Raw genomic sequence first — 20,433 nt, 5'->3', positions numbered from 1 at the left:
ATTTCTCCTAAGGACGTAATGCTAAACCAAGAGCGATAAGGGAAAGTGTGTTTTCTTTTGTGGTTGGTTGAAATAAATAATGGGAAAAATCAGGCCAAAGAGGCATTGAATGGCTAAATGCTGTCGCATTATCGCCAGCAAAATAGCACTGTTCTTTAGACCAATGATATTTCTCTATTAGCTGATAAATAGCGGTTTGTTGTTCTTGCTGATCTTGATAAGGAAGAGTGCCGTAATGGGGCATTTCATCATCAGATGAAACCCAAAATAGTGTGTTATTTTTACAGTAAATAAGCTTGTTTTTAGGTGAGATATTAAGGTAAGTGGCTAAATAGCGTAGCGCACACGCGGGTAAATCAATTGCAGAGAGCGCTAAGTTTATTTCAGAAAACAAGGCTATATACTTATCTAATGCGATCTTATGACACAAATGGATAGCGAGTTTGCCGTTATTTTGCCGATAGTCAAAATTAACAGGGTTTTTTGTATTTTGTGTGTAAGATGTGGCTCGTAACTGTGCTAACCGATAACATGCCGCCGATGTAAGGGAAATAAGCGGTGGCAGTGGGATTGTCTGATAACTTTCATAAATATCAGGTAATGAGAGAGTAATATTGTTAATAAAAGGGAGATCTTTGCGCCAGTTTATTAAGATATTTCTTAATTTTGTATCATCTGAATCATCATTGAGAGGTAAAGGGAATTGCCAAAATGCGCTGATCTTCCATTGTTTATTCTGCTGAAATACCAAAACAGCATTGATATGATGAGTGTTAATTTCAATACCAATCTGGTAATTGTGTGTTTCCATAAATGATATCCATATCTATTGATGAGTAATTGCCTATTTTCAAAGAGGCGTTACCTTTATACTACGCACTGTTTGTTTATAAACCGCCCAATTCACACTACATGGGAAATTTAAGGTGAAGTTCTTAAAATATTTTTTCATCTTCGTTTTGGCTTGCATAATTTTGGGAGCAGCCTCGATATACGGTATGTATAAGTATGTTGAGCCTCAGTTACCCGATGTTGCGACATTAAAAGATGTTCGTTTACAAACCCCTATGCAGGTTTTAAGTGCAGACGGAGAATTAATTGCGCAATATGGCGAAAAACGCCGTTTACCGCTAACGCTAGAGGAAATGCCTCCTCAATTAATTAATGCTTTTATCGCAACCGAAGATACCCGTTTTCGTGAGCATCACGGTATCGATCCCATTGGGATCTCGCGTGCGGTAGTTGTTGCATTAACATCAGGACAAGCTTCTCAAGGTGCAAGTACCATTACGCAACAGTTAGCTCGAAATTTCTTTTTAACGCCTGAGAAGAAATTAATGCGAAAAATTAAAGAAGCCTTTTTGGCTATTCGCATTGAAAAAGAGTTAACAAAAGATGAAATTTTAGCGCTGTATCTAAATAAAATTTATCTGGGTAACCGTGCTTACGGTGTAGGTGCTGCGGCGTATGTTTACTTTGGTAAAAGTGTGCATGATCTTAGCCTTAATGAAATGGCAGTCATTGCTGGTTTGCCTAAAGCACCTTCTACACTAAATCCACTCTATTCTTACGATCGTGCCTTAAAACGCCGTAATGTTGTTTTATTGCGTATGTATGAAGAGAATTACATCACTCGAGCACAATATGAAAGTGCAAGAGCAGAGCCTATTGTGGCTAAATACCATGCACCTCAAATTGATTTTTCAGCCCCATATCTCACTGAAATGGTGAGAATGGAGATGTATGAGCGTTATGGTGAAAATGCTTATACTGATGGCTATAAAATTTACACCACTGTTATTCGTAAAGATCAATTAGCAGCAGAAAAAGCCTTACGTGACAATGTGATTGATTATGATATGCGCCATGGCTATCGCGGTGCTCAAGAAGTCCTTTGGCGTGAAGGGCAAACGCCTTGGGATAATGATGCGATCAGTAAAAAATTAAAAGAAATTCAAACTTATGGGCCATTGATCCCAGCAGTTGTGTTATCTGCAGACGCTAAAGAAGCGAAAGTAGTTTTAAAGAATGGCGATAACATTACCTTAGATTTAAAAGCAGTTCGTTGGGCTCGTAAGTTTATTTCAGATACCGCTCAAGGCGCGACACCAACAAAAGTTGATGCAGTAGTTAATGTTGGTGAGCAAATTTGGGTTCGTCAAAATAATGATAACAATTGGGTATTAGCGCAGCTTCCAGGCGTTAATGCGGCATTTGTTGCATTAAATCCACTCAATGGCGGTATTATTGCGCTTGTAGGTGGTTTTGATTTTGAAATCAGTAAGTTTAATCGCGTTTCTCAATCATTGCGCCAAGTGGGGTCGAATATTAAACCTTTCTTGTATGCGGCTGCGTTAGATAAAGGACTTACTTTATCAACACTCCTTAATGATTTACCTATTAGTCGTTGGGATGCGGGTGCAGGTACAGATTGGCGACCTAAAAATTCACCACCAACTTATGCGGGGCCTATTCGTTTACGTCAGGGATTAGGTCAATCTAAAAACGTGGTGATGGTACGTGCAATGCGCGCAATGGGTGTGGATTATGCTGCTGATTATCTCTTACGTTTTGGTTTCCCTAATCAAAATATTGATAGAACAGAATCTTTAGCATTAGGATCACCATCATTTACACCAATGCAAATGGTACGTGGTTTTGCTGTGATGGCGAATGGCGGATATTTAATTGAACCTTACTATATCCAACGTATTGAAAATGCAGAAGGTGAAGTGTTGTTTACTGCAGAGCCAAAAGTAGCCTGCCCAGACTGTACAGATATACCAGTTATTTACGGCGATACCATGCGTTCTATCGCTCTATCTGATGACTATATGGAAAACGTTGCTCAATCTAATAAATCACAGCCTGCGGATGCAGCGCCTGAAATTGAATTAGAACAAGCTCCGTTAGCTGAGACTGTTAAAGAAAGCCCATACGCACCACACGTTATCAGCACACCACTGGCTTACTTAATGCATGATGCATTAAGAACAAACCTTGTGGGTGAACCGGGATGGTCTGGTACAGGTTGGCGGGCTGTTCGTGATCTAAAACGCCAAGATATTGGTGGTAAAACAGGAACAACCAACAGTTCTAAAGACGCATGGTTCTCGGGTTATGGTGCAAATATTGTTGCCACTGCTTGGATTGGCTTTGATGACAGCAGCCGTAACTTAGGACGTACTGCGGCTAGTGGTGGTGAAGCTGGTGCTAAAACAGCGCAACCTATTTGGAATGACTTTATGAAAGTCGCACTTGATGGTGTACCTGTGAATATGATGCCAGCACCAAAAGGTGTTGTTGCTGTTCAAATAGATAGAAGAACGGGTAAACTTGCAGGTGATGGCCCATCGATGAAAGAGTATTTCATTGAGGGCACACAACCCACAGAAAGAGCAAAAAGCGAAGTGGGAACACAGATTTTTGAGGATAATGGTGAATCTAACGAATTATTCTAATTAATCGAAAAAATCGGATATAAAAATGAAGTAACCCCCAATAGTTGGACAATCAATTACTGGGGGTTTTTTTATTTATTTATTTTGTAAATAGCGCTGTGCGAGAAAGAGGGCACTGACACTACGTGCTTCAGTAAAATCGGGATGATCCAGTAAGTCCATCATTTTGGCGATAGGCCAACGTACTTGAATTAGCGGTTCAGGTTCATCGCCTTCCAGTTGCTCTGGGTAAAGATCATGAGCAATGACGATATTCATTTTGCTGGAAAAATAAGAAGGTGCCATAGAAAGCTTTGCTATTTCTGTTAAAGAGTGGGCACCATAACCAATTTCTTCTTTGAGTTCGCGGTTTGCAGCTTGTAGCGCATTTTCGCCAGGATCAATGGCACCTTTAGGAAAACCGAAGTCATAATTTTCGATACCAACAGCGTATTCACGAATAAGTATAAGGTTGTCATCAATGATCGGAACAATCATAACGGCTTCGCGGTTCGCCGGTTTCATGCGTTCATAAATACGTTTTTCCCCGTTACTGAACTCCAGATTAACGGATTGGATCTGAAATAATCGAGAACGGGCGATGTTATCAATGTTTAATATATTGGGTTTTTTAAGTTCTTTCATAACAGCCCCTGGCAGAATAGAGATTAACCTGAATTTAACACATTAATGACAAAATAAATCTAACAATTAGATTTAGCTTTTAAGTGAAAATTGAGTACACTCCGCTACTAAACCTAGTTATTTATTGATTTTTTGAGAATATTATTATTTATTGATCCGCTATTTTACCTGAAGATAGCGTTGTTAGTGGATATAAAATTGATAAGACAGATAAATTATAACGCGCCAATAAAAATATAATCTATTGTATTTAAATAAAAAATAGAACAAAAGAATAGGAATTGCCTTATGTTAGGCAGGGTTTTAAATTTGTTATTGTTACTACGCAGCATCAGTATAAGCATGGGGAAAAAATGAGATTATCAGTCATTATATTGGCTATCTTAATGATAAGCCTATTTATAATGGCCGCCTTTCTATTCTTTAAAAGAAGGCGGCTTGATGACTCACATCATCTTCCATCTCTTGCCAAACCAACTTATCGTAAGCTCACTTCAGATGACTATGGGCTTATTAGTGATTATTTATCTTATTTTGGTACGTCGGATTTTTCTTCTGGATATTCATTACAAAACTTCCCCGAAATGCCAATTAAAGGTGAAGTCGTTACAACATTAAGAAATATCGTTAACCGTTTTGCGGGCTCATCAGAAGGATTAAATCATTGGCGTTACTATATTGATGCTGTAGAAATTCACATTCCCCCGCTACTTGTTCCTTATCTTCAACAAGAAAATGTCCTCGATGTTGTGTGTACGCCATCTATCCCCATCGTAATTGGTGTTAATGGGCACTTTTTGAAAGATGAAAAAATTCATTTTTCTGCGCTGAGTTTAAAGCAACTTTCTGAACCTATCTTGGCAAATGGTTCATCCACGATCCAAAAGAATGAAGGTGATGCTGCCCATCTACTGCAAATTAGAGAAGAAACTAACGAAGAATACCGATTACATAACTCATCTGGCTTTTGGGATGGTTCTTTTGTTTGTATAGGGCTTACATTATGGCTAACGGCCCTAATGATGCCTCAGGTTTTCCTTCCTTGGATCTTAGCGATAGGAAGCTCATTTCTTGCCATTGGTATTTTCCTTATTCACAATCCTTTGATTAAACCTCGTAAGCAAGAGGTCCATTGTTTTAAAGGACGTTTAAAACGCTGGGGGCTTTTCGGTAATTTTGATCATGGGCAGGTGAAAAATGTTTCTTTAGGGGGGATTGATCTTATTTATCCACCTCATTGGGAGCCTTATATCCAAGGTTATATTGATAAAGTAACCTATTTAGAAATGTACCCTAGTCATCATGTTATAAAGCAAGGAAGTTATCTTTCATTACATGATGAAGAAAAAAATTATCCTTATAAACGGTATATTAAAAATATTATTTTCGTTTTTTGGAGCTTATTTATTATTGGCATGTTGTATCTTTATCAGCCACTTTCTCTTTCAATGAAACTCAGTTTTTCATGGCTTAAAGATACAGAACCTCATTTAGTAACCAATTTTACCGAATTAGAAACAACCGATTTGCATGTTGGGGATATTATTCAGGCGAAAGGGGTGGGTATGTGTTATATGCCACCTAATCTATCAAGTAAGAATAATAAAACTATTTTTGCACCTTTTGATTGTTCGGGTATTTACTGGAATAACAGCAATCCAATGCCGATGCCTGAATCGAGCACAATCGAAAAAGCAGCTGCTTTATTACATATGGTTGAAGAGCAACTTCATCCCGTTTCTAATAACCGAGTTAACCCAAGTTTAGGTCAAGCAATTACTAAATCAGGGATGAATCTTTTAGATAATTTCGATGGTATTGTGTTGAAAACACAGGATTTATGCCCGAGAGAGAACGAATGCATCCGCTTGAAAATGGCGTTAGTTAACTTGAGTAACGTCAATGACTGGGCTGCATTAGTTCAACGCGCGGAGAGTGGTAAACTAACGGGTACCAATGTTTTATTACGTGCAGTAAGTGCTGAGGCCTTGGAAAAGCTTATCGACACCACCACATCTTCTTTTATCTACCGAGAAATAGATAAAGCCGCAATTCTGTTAAATAGTCCGCCACCAGGTGGTGTGCTATTAATCAGTGATGAAAGAAAACAGCTTGTTGATTACGCGTCAAATTCAAACTCAGTGTTTGAACCCACGCCGTTAGAACAGTGGCGAGAGTTACAGCGTTTATCCGATATTTTATTACATACACCTTTTGATACGGGTGGAGTAATAACAGGCATGGTTGTTGATGCTAATGGTACGTTACAGATATTTTTACATAGCCTACCTGATTCAATGACAATGTTATATTACATCGGTAATACGTTATTATTGTTTCTCGCTATCGGGTTTTTAGTATTGAACCTATTTCTTATCATCCGGCGTCGGCGACAAAACAACCAACGCATGAATAAAATCAGTCTCTATTATGAGCACTGTTTTTATCGCCCTCCTCAGTAAGTCCCTTGTTGTGGAAGGCTATGTGTTTTCACTATCGCCTTCATAAAAGAAGTTGAAGTTAAGGAGAAAGGGATGAGTCAACCATCACAAGACAGTGGTGTCCGTTTAGATAAATGGCTTTGGGCTGCTCGTTTTTATAAAACGCGCGCCATTGCTCGCACGATGATTGAAGGTGGCAAAGTCCATTACAATGGTGTGAGAGGCAAGCCAAGTAAAATCGTTGAAGAAGGCGCAGAAATACGTCTACGACAAGGTAATGATGAACGGACAGTAACCATTCTAATGGTGAGTTCACAGCGACAAGGTGCTACACAAGCGCAAGCACTCTATTGTGAAACACCAGAGAGTATTGCGAAAAGAGAAAAAATTGCTCTAGCGAGAAAAATGAATGCGTTAACAATGCCTCATCCTGAACGTCGCCCTGATAAAAAGGAAAGACGCACCTTACTTCGCTTCAAACAGACAAATTTACAAGAATCGGATTAACCGATTCCCTGAAATGAGAGAACGTTATGTCTAAAAAAGACTCTTTATCACGTTTTTTATTTGAAAAAAACGCGGTACGTGGTGAATTGGTCAATGTGACTGAAACCTATCAATCAATGCTTGAAAATCACCATTATCCTGAGCCAGTTCAATGTCTTCTGGGTGATTTGCTGGTGGCAACCAGTTTGTTAACAGCAACGCTTAAATTTGAAGGAGATATTACTGTTCAAATACAAGGCGATGGTCCAGTACGATTGGCTGTTATCAATGGTAATAACAATCAACAAATGCGCGGTGTGGCGCGTGTGGGCGATGATGTAAAGGCTGGAAGTACATTAAAAGAGATGATCGGGAATGGTTTTATGGTCATCACAGTAACACCAGAGAAAGGTGAACGTTATCAAGGTATTGTTGCTCTTGATGGTGAAACTATTGAAGCTTGTATTGATAACTATTTTAAACAATCAGAACAGTTACCAACTCGCGTATTTATTCGTAGTGGTATGCAAGCAGGTAAGCCTGCGGCTGCGGGAATGTTATTACAAGTATTACCAGCATCAGAAGAGTTCACTGCGGAACATACGGCGGAACATTTTGAATTACTTACACAATTAACTCACACTATTAAGGCTGAGGAGTTATTTACGCTGGATACTAAAGAGATCTTACATCGTTTATATCACGAAGAAGATGTCACTCTTTATGAGCCTCAAGCAGTTGAATTTCATTGTACTTGTTCGCGTGAGCGCTGTGAAAATACATTAGTAACATTATCTAAAGAAGATGTGAACCACCTGTTGCAAGAACAGGGTAATATCGATATGGAATGCGAATATTGTGGAACCCATTACATCTTCACAGAGAGTGATATTAATAATATCAATAAGTTAAATGGCTCTGAATTGCACTGATTCGATTTAGCAAGGTGATTTTATCAAAAGGACGCTATTTTGCGTCCTTTTTTATTCAACAATTTTTCTGTAGTTTTGTGCATTAGCTCTCGTTCTTAACATAAAAAAATTATAAATTTTCAAAATATTGATAACAATCGCTGTTAATTACTCGTAACACCCTAATATTGCTCGTAGAAAGGTCTATTTATCAGGAGCGAAACTATGAGCGTTAAAGGTCTTACCCCTAAGGATCTCCAGCAGTACGGTATTAAGGACACAAGTGAAATCATTTATAACCCAAGCTATGAGCTGTTATTTAATGAAGAAACCCAGCCTGGATTAACAGGTTATGAACGAGGCACATTAACCTCGTTAGGCGCTATTGCCGTTGATACAGGTATATTTACTGGACGTTCTCCGAAAGATAAATACATTGTTCGTGATGATGTTACTCGTGACACAGTGTGGTGGGCTGATCAGGGAAAAGGTAAAAATGATAATAAGCCACTCTCACAAGAAGTGTGGTCTGACTTAAAATCATTGGTAACCAATCAGCTATCAGGCAAACGTTTGTTTGTTGTTGATGCATTTTGTGGTGCGAATGCGGATACACGTTTAAAAGTACGTTTTATCACGGAAGTTGCTTGGCAAGCTCATTTTGTTAAAAATATGTTTATTCGCCCTGAACAAGAAGAGCTGGAAAATTTTACACCAGACTTCATTGTGATGAACGGAGCAAAATGTACAAATCCAAATTGGAAGGAACAAGGACTTAATTCTGAGAACTTCGTTGCGTTCAATTTAACTGAACGCATTCAGTTAATCGGCGGTACTTGGTACGGTGGCGAGATGAAGAAAGGTATGTTCTCTATGATGAACTACTTCCTTCCTCTTAAAGGTATGGCTTCTATGCACTGCTCCGCAAACGTTGGCGAAAGTGGTGATGTGGCTATTTTCTTTGGTTTATCCGGTACAGGTAAAACAACCCTTTCAACGGATCCTAAGCGTAAGCTAATTGGTGATGATGAGCATGGTTGGGACGATGACGGTGTGTTTAACTTTGAAGGGGGTTGTTATGCGAAAACGATCCACTTATCAAAAGAAGCTGAACCTGATATCTATGGTGCAATTAAACGTGATGCACTATTAGAAAACGTGGTTGTGTTGTCGGATGGTTCTGTTGATTTCGACGATGGCTCAAAAACAGAAAATACTCGTGTTTCTTACCCGATTTATCATATCGATAATATCGTTAAACCAGTTTCTAAAGCGGGTCATGCTAAGAAAGTGATTTTCTTAACTGCAGATGCTTTTGGTGTGTTACCTCCTGTTTCACGTTTAACGCCAGAACAAACGCAATATCACTTTTTATCGGGTTTTACCGCTAAGCTTGCGGGAACAGAACGTGGTGTAACAGAGCCAACACCTACATTCTCAGCTTGTTTTGGTGCGGCATTCTTATCTCTACATCCAACACAATACGCTGAAGTATTAGTAAAACGTATGCAAGCATCTGGCGCAAAAGCGTATTTGGTTAACACCGGTTGGAACGGCACAGGTAAGCGTATCTCAATTAAAGATACTCGCGCTATTATTGATGCCATCTTAAATGGTGATATTGATAAAGCACCAATGACAACATTACCCGTGTTTGATTTAGAAATCCCAACAGCATTACCCGGTGTTAATAGTGAAATTTTAGATCCTCGTGATACTTATGCTGATAAAGCACAATGGGATGTGAAAGCAGACGATCTTGCTGATCGTTTTGTGAAAAACTTCGATAAATATACAGATACCCCAGCTGGCCAAGCACTGACAAAAGTTGGACCTAAGCGTTAATTGTTATTTGTATTAATAAAAAACACCAAATATCATAAAGTGTGATTTTGGTGTTTTTTTATTTTAAATAAAAAAAACCCTGAAATGCGAGAACATCTCAGGGGATAAAAAAAGAAAACAAAGTGAAATAGATTATTAGAGAAAAAGTGACTTTAGAGGGTGGTAACCCAACTATGCTGTTACTGGAGGTAAATCAAACAATAAAACTTCACTGTCTTCATCACCAACAAAACGGATCATATCTTCATCAGCAATAGCTACACCATCACTGGTGGTCGCAATTATGTCATTTATGGCTATTTTTCCTTTTACAACTTGTAGCCAAATATTGCGTCCCGCTTCTACTTGATATTGTGCTTCTTCACCTTTTTTCAGGTTCCAACGCCATAAGGTCATATCTTGGAATACTTTTAAAGAGCCATCACGGGCATTTGGCGACAAAATAAGCTGTTTACTTACTGTTGTATCAAAACGACGTTGATCGTAGCGTGGTGTGATACCGACAGTATTTGGCATAATCCAAATTTGGTAGAAATGTAGCCCTTGATCACTATTCGGATTATATTCTGAATGGGTGATCCCTGTACCTGCACTCATTATCTGAAACTCACCAGCAGGAACATTTTCTTTATTACCCATACTGTCTTTGTGCTCGATATTACCTTCAAGCACATAGGTTAATATTTCCATGTCTTTATGAGGGTGAGTACCAAAGCCTTCACCAGGTATTACGCGATCTTCATTAATCACGCGTAATGCAGAAAATCCCATAAAATCACGATCGTAATAGTTTGCGAAAGAGAAGGTATGCCAGCTATCTAGCCAACCATGATTAGCGTGTCCTCTTTCATTTGCTTTGCGTAGATAAATCATTATGTGTTTCCTTCTCATCAGTTGTTGAACACAGTTTACGCAATAGCACAAAGTAGAAAAGCGGAGGAATTTAACCTGAAGATCCAAATAATTTGAATAAAGAGAAACAAGAACATCGAATAAGTTTTAGAAAAGAAAAAAGCCAGCACCCGGCTGGCTAAATAAAACACTGGAAGCAATGTGAGCAATGTCGTTCTTTCATATCACCCTGAAGGTGGTGCGTCTGAAAGTGTTATTGATGATAATGGTTCTCAGTATCATTTGTAAAGCCTTTTTTTTAAGCAATATAGAAAAAAGCAATGAAAAGCTTTTAACTTACTGATTAACGAGTCGTTTTATTTTGATAATTTTTTAAAATAGTAATATAACCAAATAGTTAACAATATTTTTTATAAGGTTATTCATAGGGGGAAGGACAATAATTGCGCTATAAAACCAGAATAAAAGAAGGGATATGAGCCATTTTGAGCCGCTATTAAGGGATAAAACAAAATCCAGCTATCACTGATTGATGATAACTGGGTTTTGTTATGTATAACTTATAAGTTTATAGAATTATAAAACCAATATTTATAACTTTAATATTGGTACATTTATTCATTATTACTCAGAAAACGTTGATTTTGGTGTTGAAATAAGGCTCTGAGCACAGGCATACGCCGAACTCCATGCCCATTGGAAGTTATATCCACCTAACCAACCTGTTACATCCACTACTTCACCAATGAAATAGAGTCCTTTTACTTTAGTGGCTTCCATTGTTTTAGAGGAGAGGGCTCGAGTATCTACGCCACCTAGAGTGACTTCCGCAGTACGATATCCTTCAGTGCCATTAGGCTGAACTTGCCATTCTTGTAGCAACACTGCAATTTGAGTAATACGTTCATTGCTAAGTTGAGTGAGAGGAACATCAGGTAACTGTTTATTTTCTATCATTATTTCAATAAAACGCTTTGGTAATAAGCGAGATAATGTATTTTTTAATGATTGATTTGGGTGCTCTTGGCGTTTTTCTTGTAGAAGGTTTTCAAGATCAATATTCGGAAGTAAGTTAATACTTACATACTCTCCAGGTTGCCAATAACTAGAGATTTGCAAAATAGCTGGCCCTGAAAGGCCTCTGTGAGTAAAAAGAATGTTTTCTTTAAAACTCGTTCCACTTTTTGCTGTCACAATAGCGGGTACAGCAACGCCCGATAGTTGGCTAAATTGCTCAAGCTGAGGTTTATGCAATGTAAAAGGCACTAAGCCTGCACGAGTGGGTAAAACAGGAAGACCAAATTGTTCTGCGACTTTATAGCCAAAAGGAGTAGCACCTAAACCGGGCATAGAAAGCCCACCACTGGCAATGACAACAGAAGAGGTCACAATTGCTTTTCCATCAACAAAAACAGTGAAGTTTTCATTTGTTTTCTCGATTAACGTTACTTCGCTACGTAAGCGAACACTCACTTTTCCTTTTTGACACTCAGCAAGTAATAAATCCACAATTTGCTGTGCTGAATCATCACAAAAGAGTTGGCCTAATGTTTTCTCATGATAGGCAATGTTATGTTTTTGCACTAACTCAATAAAATCCCATTGCGTATAGCGAGCAAGTGCTGACTTACAAAAATGAGGATTCTCTGATAAATAGGCTGAAGGCTCAATATACATATTGGTAAAATTGCAACGACCGCCTCCTGACATAAGAATTTTTCGACCTACTTTTTTACCGTTATCTAGCACTAAAACAGATAATCCTGCTTGTCCTGCTAAAGACGCACAAAAAAGCCCCGCGGCACCTGCACCTATAATTACTGTATCGTATGATCCCACAATGATGTCTCGTTCTTGGTTTTCTCTGACTACTTAATCAATGATTTTCGCGTAAGATCAGAGTATTTTTGTAAAATTATATGGAGAAATCTGCATTTTTCACCTAAATTCGTATTAGCAAGGAAAAAAATTGTCAGAAATTTACTTTTTTTTTATTTTTATTAATTAAATGATATATAAGGAATTATCTTAAAAAGGCTCTGATTTTCTTGGTTATCAAATCAAAAAAAGGTTAAATTTCGCTTCCACCGTTCGCATTTGTCGCTGATAATGCGCCGCGTTCATGTCCAACTAACTGGCTTAACGTCTATGCTACATTTGTTTACTGACCTAGAATTTCATACAGGTTTAATGTTGGTTTTAGCACTGCTTTTTGTGCTATTTTATGAAGCTATTAACGGCTTCCATGATACCGCAAATGCGGTAGCAACTGTTATCTATACTCGTGCTATGCGTGCGCAATTTGCGGTCGTGATGGCGGGTGTATTTAACTTCCTTGGAGTTTTGCTCGGTGGTTTGAGCGTAGCTTATGCTATCGTTCACTTGTTACCGACAGATCTTCTGCTGAATGTGAGCTCAGGTCATGGTCTTGCTATGGTCTTCTCGTTGCTGTTAGCTGCTATTATCTGGAACTTAGGTACATGGTATTTCGGTATTCCAGCATCAAGTTCACATACGCTGATAGGTGCTATCATTGGTATTGGCTTAACAAATGCTATCGTGACAGATTCGTCTATCGTTGATGCGTTAAACATTCCAAAAATGATCAGTATCTTCCTATCTCTCATTCTTTCTCCAATTATCGGCTTGGTTATTGCGGGCGCGATGATTTTCTTACTGCGCCGTTACTGGAGTGGTACGAAAAAACGTCGTCGTATTCACCTGACACCAGCTGAACGTGAAAAACAAGATGGTAAGCGTAAGCCACCATTTTGGACTCGTACTGCACTGATTTTATCTGCGGTTGGGGTCAGTTTTTCTCATGGTGCAAATGATGGGCAGAAAGGTATCGGTCTTATCATGTTGGTATTAATTGGCGTGGCGCCTGCGGGCTTTGTCGTCAATATGAGTGCTAGCGGGTACGATATCACCAAAACACATGATGCCGTTGTGCACTTACAGCAGTATTATGAGAAGCATCAGCCAGCATTACAGCATGCTATCGAAAATACACCAGGAGTGTCAGCACAAACTGATCCTAGTGATACCGATTTTCATTGTAACAGCGCGAGAACGCCAATTGTTCTGAATCAAACAGAACAAATGCTGGCAAATATTAGTTCTTATGATGAACTAACAGCAGACCAGCGTGCTCAAATGCGTCGATTACTAATGTGTATCGCTGATACCGCAACAGAAGTGGCTAAATTACCTGAAACTAGCGCCCAAGATGCACGGTTCTTAAAAACATTGAGTCGTGACCTGCTAAACACTGTGGAATATGCACCGATTTGGATCATTGTTGCAGTGGCATTAGCGCTCTCTATTGGGACAATGGTAGGTTGGAAACGTGTTGCAGTAACGATTGGTGAAAAAATTGGTAAAAAAGGTATGACTTATGCTCAAGGGGTTTCTGCTCAGGTAACAGCAGCAGTGTCCATTGGTGTCGCAAGTTATACGGGTATGCCTGTATCAACAACACAAGTTTTGTCATCTGCCGTTGCAGGTACAATGATTGTAGATGGTGGTGGAGTTCAATCGAAGACGATAAAAAATATCGGACTTGCTTGGATCTTAACATTACCAGTTAGCATTGGTTTATCAGGTTTACTTTATTGGATATCACTGACATTCATTGTGAATGGCTGATAAACAATAAATTACCCAAGTTTGTTTATAAACGGTGACTTTTAGTCACCGTTTTTTTGTTTTTGTCACCTACCAAATAAGCATCGCAATTAAACTTGCTACAGCCAAAATACAAAAACGGCTAACAAGATAAAATTGCCGATAAATTCGCTCGCAACGCATAATCACTTCAGGATTATGATGGTTGGTATATTGACGTTGGTTGATGTAGCGGATAAGTCGCAATTGTTTTGAAAATTGCCCATGCATAGTAAAAAACCCATTACCATCTACTGATTGATAGAGTAACGGATCAGATTGGCGCAGTATTGTGAGTAACACCCGAATAGATGAAAAATAACGCATCATATTAATCAGGCAAAGAATACAGAGCGCCCAAAAGATAACAATGACATTAAACATAATCCCCTCCCTAGAATAATAGATTCAGAGATGAGAAAACCTTTACCCATAGAGGTTATTTTTTCTCTTATTTAAGTTTAGGTGAAATTAAGCAATAAACAAAAGTGACGTGTTCAAGTTGTTTCCTTTTTCAAAAAAATGGATAAAAAATAACTCTAAAAGGGTGTTTTTGTTGTTTTTTATACTCAATTCTCATTATTATGATGATATTGTCGGTGAATGACATCGTGATAATCTAAAATGGTGTATATTGTTATTTATCGATAGATGCTTTCTTGATGAATTTGACATAAGTTGTGATCAAGACGACATCTAACTTTCATCTTAAAACGTTATATTTAATACATAGGATTTAGGCTTAACCGCCTTTCCAACCGATTAATCAGCTTATGGAAGGAGTTCACGATGGCTTATAAGCATATTCTAGTGGCAGTTGATTTATCCCCTGAGAGTAACGTCTTAGTACAGAAAGCTGTATCTATGGCAAAACCCTATAATGCCAAAGTTTCCTTAATTCACGTTGATGTTAACTATTCTGATCTTTATACCGGTCTAATTGATGTCAACCTCGGTGATATGCAACAACGTATTACTGATGAAACCCGTAACGCGTTAAAAGACCTCTCAGATAAATCAGGTTATGAAATTCAGGAAACCTTGAGTGGTAGCGGTGATTTAGGCCAAGTTCTGGTTGATGCGATTAAAAAATACGATATGGATTTAGTTGTTTGCGGTCATCACCAAGACTTCTGGAGCAAATTGATGTCATCAGCACGTCAATTAATTAATACTGTGCATGTTGATATGTTAATTGTTCCTCTGAAAGATGATGAAGAATAATCGCTTGCTTGTTTAAGCAAAAAAAATGCCTGCTTATGCAGGTATTTTTTTGTCTAAAATTCCTATTTTTCCTGCTGTTAAGTGGAGTCAACCTTTTTTTTTTGTCTAATTATGAAAAAAATGTCTTGAAGTGTGAATGTATTTTAATGATATATTCAAGAAGCAAAACAACATCAACCTCACAAAACCCAAAAATATTCCGAATAAATGAGGTTATGCCAACATCACATTACACAAAAAAGGAATAGCGGAATGAATATATCTGGCTCATTGTCTTCGTTTTTAGAAGGGGTAGAAAAATATAACGCTCATCAACCTGAGTATCATCAGGCTGTTCGTGAAGTTTTTACCACTTTGTGGCCTTTTTTAGAAAAAAATCCACAATATCGTGAACAATCATTACTTGAGCGCTTAGTTGAGCCTGAACGTATTATTCAGTTTCGCGTTTGTTGGTTAGATGATAAAGGGCAAGTGCAAGTTAACCGTGCATGGCGTATCCAATTTAACTCAGCTATCGGGCCTTACAAAGGTGGTATGCGTTTTCATCCTTCTGTGAATCTCTCTATCCTAAAATTCTTAGGGTTTGAGCAAACATTTAAAAATGCCTTAACGACATTACCAATGGGTGGCGCGAAAGGTGGCTCTGACTTTAATCCTAAAGGCAAAAGCCATGGGGAAGTTATGCGTTTTTGTCAGGCTTTAATGACTGAACTTTATCGTCATTTAGGGGCTAACACAGATGTTCCAGCAGGAGATATTGGTGTGGGCGCGCGTGAAGTTGGCTTTATGGCAGGCATGATGAAAAAACTGTCTAATAGTAATGAATGTGTATTTACAGGCAAAGGCCTTTCATTCGGAGGCAGTTTAATCCGCCCAGAAGCCACTGGATATGGTTTAGTTTACTTTACTAATGCGATGCTTAAACGTCATGGTATGTCTCTTGAGGGGATGCGTGTGGCAGTTTCTGGTGCAGGTAATGTAGCGCAATTCACTATCGAAAAATGCTTAGAGCTAGGCGCTAAGGTTATCACAGCATCCGATTCAGGTGGTACGGTTGTTGATGAAGCCGGATTTACTACTGAAAAACTCGCACGTTTAACTGAAATTAAAAATAATTATGGTCGTGTTGAAGAGTATGCGAAAGAATTTGGTTTAACCTATCTTGAAGGGCAACAACCTTGGGCTGTTCCTGTTGATATTGCTCTACCTTGTGCAACACAAAATGAATTAGATATAGAGGCGGCAAAAGTCTTGATAAAAAATGGCGTTAAAGCCGTTGCTGAAGGTGCGAATATGCCAACAACGATTGCAGCAACAGATGCCTTTATCGAAGCAGGTGTCCTTTTTGCACCAGGAAAAGCTGCCAATGCGGGAGGGGTTGCAACCTCTGGTTTAGAGATGGCGCAAAATGCAGCTCGTTTAAGCTGGAAAGCCGAAAAAGTGGATGCTCGTTTACATCACATTATGTTAGATATTCACCATGCTTGTGTGAATTACGGTGGTGAAGGTAAGCAGACTAATTATATTCAAGGTGCGAATATTGCAGGCTTTGTTAAAGTTGCGGATGCAATGCTGGCTCAAGGTGTGCTGTAAATCTCATTGATTCTGAACGGGTGTTTAACACCCGTCAGATCTCAAACTAATTTCTTTATCCTTGTATGTCAGTGTTTACACACAAGGGTAAATATCAAAACGGTGATTTTTTGTTGTTATATTGGCATGTGCAGGCTGATTATTTAATGGCTCAGCATAATCAGGACGTTTTACGACAACACGTTTTTTTGCCAAGGTCATTGCGGGTTCTAGCAGGGCATCTGCATCTTCATCAGCACCGACTAAAGATTGGAACACTCGCATCTCTTTTTTTACTAATGCGCTTTTTGCTTTATGTGGGTACATCGGATCAAGATAGACAACATCAGGAGGAGGTGTGATCTCAGTGAGTGCTTGGGCAGAAGAAGCATGAATTAACGTCATTCTCTCTTGCATCCATTCACCAATGTTAGCATCGAGATAAGCACGTTTTAAGCCATCCTCAAGTAATGCAGCAACCACGGGGTGACGCTCTACCATTCTGACTTTGCAACCAATAGACGCTAAGACAAACGCATCACGACCAAGTCCTGCGGTTGCATCAATTACATCAGGCAGATAGTCTTTTTTGATCCCAACTGCTTTTGCCACCGCTTCACCTCGACCACCGCCAAATTTACGACGATGCGCCATGGTACCCTCTACGAAATCAACATAGATGCCACCTAGTTTAGGTTCATCTTGTTTGCGTAATTCAAGGTGAGTTGGTGTTAACACTAAAGCCATTGTTTGCGTTTCGTCGTGAACTAATCCCCAACGTTGCGCTAAATCAGATAAGGCGCTGTTATCAGCGCCTTCTTCACAAAGTAAACAGATATTCACATATCATCCTTTAATGCCGTAGCCTTTAAGCATAGCATCAAGTTTTGGCTCACGACCACGGAAGCGTTTGAACAGTTCCATTGGCTCTTCAGAACCGCCACGAGTTAAAATATTATCTAGGAATGATTGGCCTGTTTCGCGGTTAAAAATCCCTTCTTCGGAGAAACGAGAGAAGGCATCCGCTGCAAGCACATCAGCCCATAAATAGCTGTAATAACCTGCGGCATAACCACCTGCAAATATATGGCTAAAGGCATGAGGAAAACGAGCCCAAGGTGTTGACGGAACGACAGATACTTGATCTTTCACACTGGTTAAGGTTTCCATTACACGCGCCCCTTTTGCTGGGTCATATTCTGCATGTAAACGGAAATCAAATAGACCAAATTCTAGTTGACGTAACACAAACATTGCAGACTGATAATTTTTTGCTTTAAGCATATTATCAAGCATTGCCTGTGGTAATGGCTCACCAGTTTCATAATGACCCGAAATAAAGGCTAATGCTTCTGGCTCCCAGCACCAGTTTTCCATAAACTGGCTTGGTAATTCAACCGCATCCCATGGCACACCGTTAATACCAGCAACATCAGCAGTATCAATTTGCGTTAACATATGATGTAAGCCATGACCAAACTCATGGAACAGTGTGGTGACTTCGTTATGAGTAAACAGTGCAGGTTTACCACCTACAGGTTTATTGAAGTTACAGGTGAGATAAGCAACAGGGTTTTGTAGCTTGCCATCGGCATGACGCATTCTTCCCATGCAGTCATCCATCCAAGCACCACCACGTTTGTGTTCACGTGCATACAAATCAAGATAGAAGCTACCGCGCAAGGTGTTACTTTCATCGTAAAGCTCAAAGAAACGAACATCATCATGCCAAGTGTCGATGTCGTTACGCTCTTTAGCTGTTAAACCATAGATACGATGAACAACTTCAAATAAGCCACTTAAAGCACGTTGTTCAGGGAAGTAAGGACGCAGTTGCTCATCATCGATTGAGAACAGGTGTTGTTTCTGTTTTTCGCTGTAATAAGCCAAATCCCATGATTCTAATTTATCAACACCATAGTGCTCTTTTGCAAATTGGGTGAGTTCAGCTAACTCTTCTTTACCTTGTGGGTGAGCGCGTTGTGCTAAGTCATTTAAAAAACTAAGGACTTGTTCTGGAGACTCTGCCATTTTAGTGGCGAGTGACTTTTCAGCGTAATTTTTGAAACCAAGGAGTTGAGCGAGTTCGTGGCGTAATGCAAGGATCTCAGCGATAATTTCGCTGTTATCCCACTGACCTGCATTTGGGCCTTGATCAGAGGCTCGCGTACTATAAGCGATACTCATCTCTTTTCTTAGTTCACGATTATCAGCATATGTCATGACAGGCAGATAGCTTGGCATATCAAGCGTTAATAGGTAGCCTTCTTGCTCTTTAGCTTGTGCGATAGCTTTTGCAGCATCAATAGCACTTTGAGGCATACCGGATAAATCTTCTACATCAGTGATTAGTTTAGACCAACCCATCGTTGCATCTAATACGTTATTTCCATATTTAGCGCCTAACTCAGACATACGCGCGCTGATTTCACCAAAACGCTGTTGTTTCTCTTTGGGTAAGCCGATACCTGATAATTCAAAGTCACGTAATGCGTTTTCAATCGCTTTTTTTTGAGGTTGAGTTAATGCATTAAAATTAGCACTTTCTTTAATTGATTTATAAGCTTGATATAAACCTTCATGTTGTCCCATCCATGTACTGAATTCAGACAGCAATGGTAAACTTTGCTCATAGGCTTCACGTAGTTCAGTACTATTTTTGACAGAGTTTAAATGGCTGACTGGAGACCAAACTCGAGAAAGTTTATCGCCCGCTTCTGCTAATGGTTGGCAAAGGTTATCCCAGTTAAATTGAGTATTTTCAGCCAGTAATTTTTCAACTGTTTCACGGTAAGTTGTTAACACTTCTTTTAATGCAGGAACAACATGTTCTGGTTTGATCTGGGAAAATGCAGGTAATCCCGTTGTGCTAAGTAATGGATTTGACATAAAAAACATCCTGTATTTTGGTTTGCAGTGACGTAAAAAACACCACTGAGTTTATTCGTTATAGATAGTAAGATGAGGATGAAACTGTATAAGTTCAATAGTATCGCGGTAATTATCCGAAGTTTTACTCAAAAACGGGATTATTTTATTTGAAAGGGGTTTTATTGATTTGATGCACTTGGGATTAAAAATAATTCAGCGTATAATCATCCCGTTATTTCCTTTTGACCCATTCAAAAATGGAAGATCATCGTCCCCGGTGGGGCGGCTGGACTTCAAATCCAGATGGGGCCGCCAGCGGTCCTTGGCAGGTTCGACTCCTGTGATCTTCCGCCACTTCTTATTTCATCACTTCTTTCTAATAAAGCATCTAATTCTTTCTTTATCATATTGTTTTTCATAGTCTTGCATAACGTATAGAGAGTGGAGGCAATTCGATGAGCGAAAATCTTTCTAAAGCAC

15 protein-coding genes and 1 tRNA gene are annotated in these 20,433 nt (G+C 39.1%); 9 read left to right on the top strand and 7 right to left on the bottom strand.

Annotated features, from left to right (window positions below):
- Positions 1-7 precede the first annotated feature (7 nt).
- Positions 8-811, bottom strand: a complete 804-nt coding sequence (locus tag ABN256_RS12390; RefSeq protein WP_196554459.1) for a hypothetical protein — start codon at positions 809-811, stop codon at positions 8-10.
- 115 nt (positions 812-926) lie between these two features.
- Between ABN256_RS12390 and mrcA the strand changes: the two genes are divergently transcribed.
- The gene (gene mrcA, locus ABN256_RS12385; RefSeq protein WP_196554458.1) at positions 927-3,461 is read left to right on the top strand and encodes a peptidoglycan glycosyltransferase/peptidoglycan DD-transpeptidase MrcA; all 2,535 of its coding nucleotides are present in this window, start codon (positions 927-929) and stop codon (positions 3,459-3,461) included.
- A 75-nt stretch (positions 3,462-3,536) separates the two neighbouring features.
- Here mrcA and nudE read toward each other — a convergent pair whose 3' ends face one another.
- The gene (gene nudE, locus ABN256_RS12380; RefSeq protein WP_072068952.1) at positions 3,537-4,085 is read right to left on the bottom strand and encodes an ADP compounds hydrolase NudE; all 549 of its coding nucleotides are present in this window, start codon (positions 4,083-4,085) and stop codon (positions 3,537-3,539) included.
- Between the two features lie 353 nt (positions 4,086-4,438).
- On the opposite strand from nudE, the gene umoB reads away from it, so the two are divergent.
- The 4 genes from umoB (at position 4,439) to pckA (ending at position 9,768) form a co-directional block, all read left to right on the top strand.
- The gene (umoB, locus tag ABN256_RS12375; protein WP_072068951.1) at positions 4,439-6,547 is read left to right on the top strand and encodes a flagellar biogenesis regulator UmoB; all 2,109 of its coding nucleotides are present in this window, start codon (positions 4,439-4,441) and stop codon (positions 6,545-6,547) included.
- Between the two features lie 72 nt (positions 6,548-6,619).
- The gene (gene hslR / locus ABN256_RS12370) at positions 6,620-7,033 is read left to right on the top strand and encodes a ribosome-associated heat shock protein Hsp15 (RefSeq protein WP_197269738.1); all 414 of its coding nucleotides are present in this window, start codon (positions 6,620-6,622) and stop codon (positions 7,031-7,033) included.
- A gap of 26 nt (positions 7,034-7,059) precedes the next feature.
- Positions 7,060-7,944 (top strand): Hsp33 family molecular chaperone HslO, encoded by an 885-nt coding sequence (hslO, locus tag ABN256_RS12365; protein WP_197269739.1) that lies wholly within the window; start codon positions 7,060-7,062, stop codon positions 7,942-7,944.
- Between the two features lie 204 nt (positions 7,945-8,148).
- The gene (gene pckA / locus ABN256_RS12360) at positions 8,149-9,768 is read left to right on the top strand and encodes a phosphoenolpyruvate carboxykinase (ATP) (protein ID WP_164526877.1); all 1,620 of its coding nucleotides are present in this window, start codon (positions 8,149-8,151) and stop codon (positions 9,766-9,768) included.
- A gap of 171 nt (positions 9,769-9,939) precedes the next feature.
- On the opposite strand, the gene ABN256_RS12355 is transcribed toward pckA, so the two are convergent.
- Complete coding sequence (locus tag ABN256_RS12355) at positions 9,940-10,641, bottom strand: pirin family protein (RefSeq protein ID WP_349439513.1); 702 nt, start codon at positions 10,639-10,641, stop codon at positions 9,940-9,942.
- 603 nt (positions 10,642-11,244) lie between these two features.
- Positions 11,245-12,459, bottom strand: a complete 1,215-nt coding sequence (locus ABN256_RS12350; protein WP_115351055.1) for a BaiN/RdsA family NAD(P)/FAD-dependent oxidoreductase — start codon at positions 12,457-12,459, stop codon at positions 11,245-11,247.
- Between the two features lie 309 nt (positions 12,460-12,768).
- Here ABN256_RS12350 and pitA point away from each other — a divergent pair, with 309 nt between their 5' ends.
- On the top strand, positions 12,769-14,268 hold the full coding sequence (gene pitA, locus ABN256_RS12345; protein ID WP_072068947.1) for an inorganic phosphate transporter PitA: 1,500 nt from the start codon (positions 12,769-12,771) through the stop codon (positions 14,266-14,268).
- A 69-nt stretch (positions 14,269-14,337) separates the two neighbouring features.
- On the opposite strand, the gene uspB is transcribed toward pitA, so the two are convergent.
- Positions 14,338-14,670 (bottom strand): universal stress protein UspB, encoded by a 333-nt coding sequence (uspB, locus tag ABN256_RS12340; protein ID WP_072068946.1) that lies wholly within the window; start codon positions 14,668-14,670, stop codon positions 14,338-14,340.
- A 405-nt stretch (positions 14,671-15,075) separates the two neighbouring features.
- Here uspB and uspA point away from each other — a divergent pair, with 405 nt between their 5' ends.
- Both uspA and gdhA read left to right on the top strand, forming a co-directional pair.
- Complete coding sequence (gene uspA, locus ABN256_RS12335) at positions 15,076-15,510, top strand: universal stress protein UspA (RefSeq protein ID WP_072068945.1); 435 nt, start codon at positions 15,076-15,078, stop codon at positions 15,508-15,510.
- 252 nt (positions 15,511-15,762) lie between these two features.
- Positions 15,763-17,103, top strand: coding sequence for an NADP-specific glutamate dehydrogenase (gdhA, locus tag ABN256_RS12330; RefSeq protein WP_072068944.1), 1,341 nt, complete (start codon positions 15,763-15,765; stop codon positions 17,101-17,103).
- A 75-nt stretch (positions 17,104-17,178) separates the two neighbouring features.
- Here the strand turns inward: gdhA and rsmJ are convergent, their stop codons facing one another.
- Both rsmJ and prlC read right to left on the bottom strand, forming a co-directional pair.
- A complete protein-coding gene (gene rsmJ, locus ABN256_RS12325; protein WP_196554454.1) occupies positions 17,179-17,925 on the bottom strand; it encodes a 16S rRNA (guanine(1516)-N(2))-methyltransferase RsmJ in 747 nt (248 codons plus the stop codon).
- Between the two features lie 3 nt (positions 17,926-17,928).
- Entirely contained in the window at positions 17,929-19,971 is a 2,043-nt protein-coding gene (prlC, locus tag ABN256_RS12320; protein WP_196554453.1) for an oligopeptidase A, read from the bottom strand.
- Between the two features lie 241 nt (positions 19,972-20,212).
- Between prlC and ABN256_RS12315 the strand changes: the two genes are divergently transcribed.
- Positions 20,213-20,307 (top strand) — tRNA-Sec (locus tag ABN256_RS12315).
- Positions 20,308-20,433 lie beyond the last annotated feature (126 nt).

It is taken from the genome of Proteus sp. fly-1008 (genome assembly GCF_040140305.1).
Lineage (GTDB): Bacteria > Pseudomonadota > Gammaproteobacteria > Enterobacterales > Enterobacteriaceae > Proteus > Proteus vulgaris_B.
The sequence above is the reverse complement of the archived record's forward strand: the minus strand, read 5'-3'. Positions and strand labels throughout refer to the sequence as shown.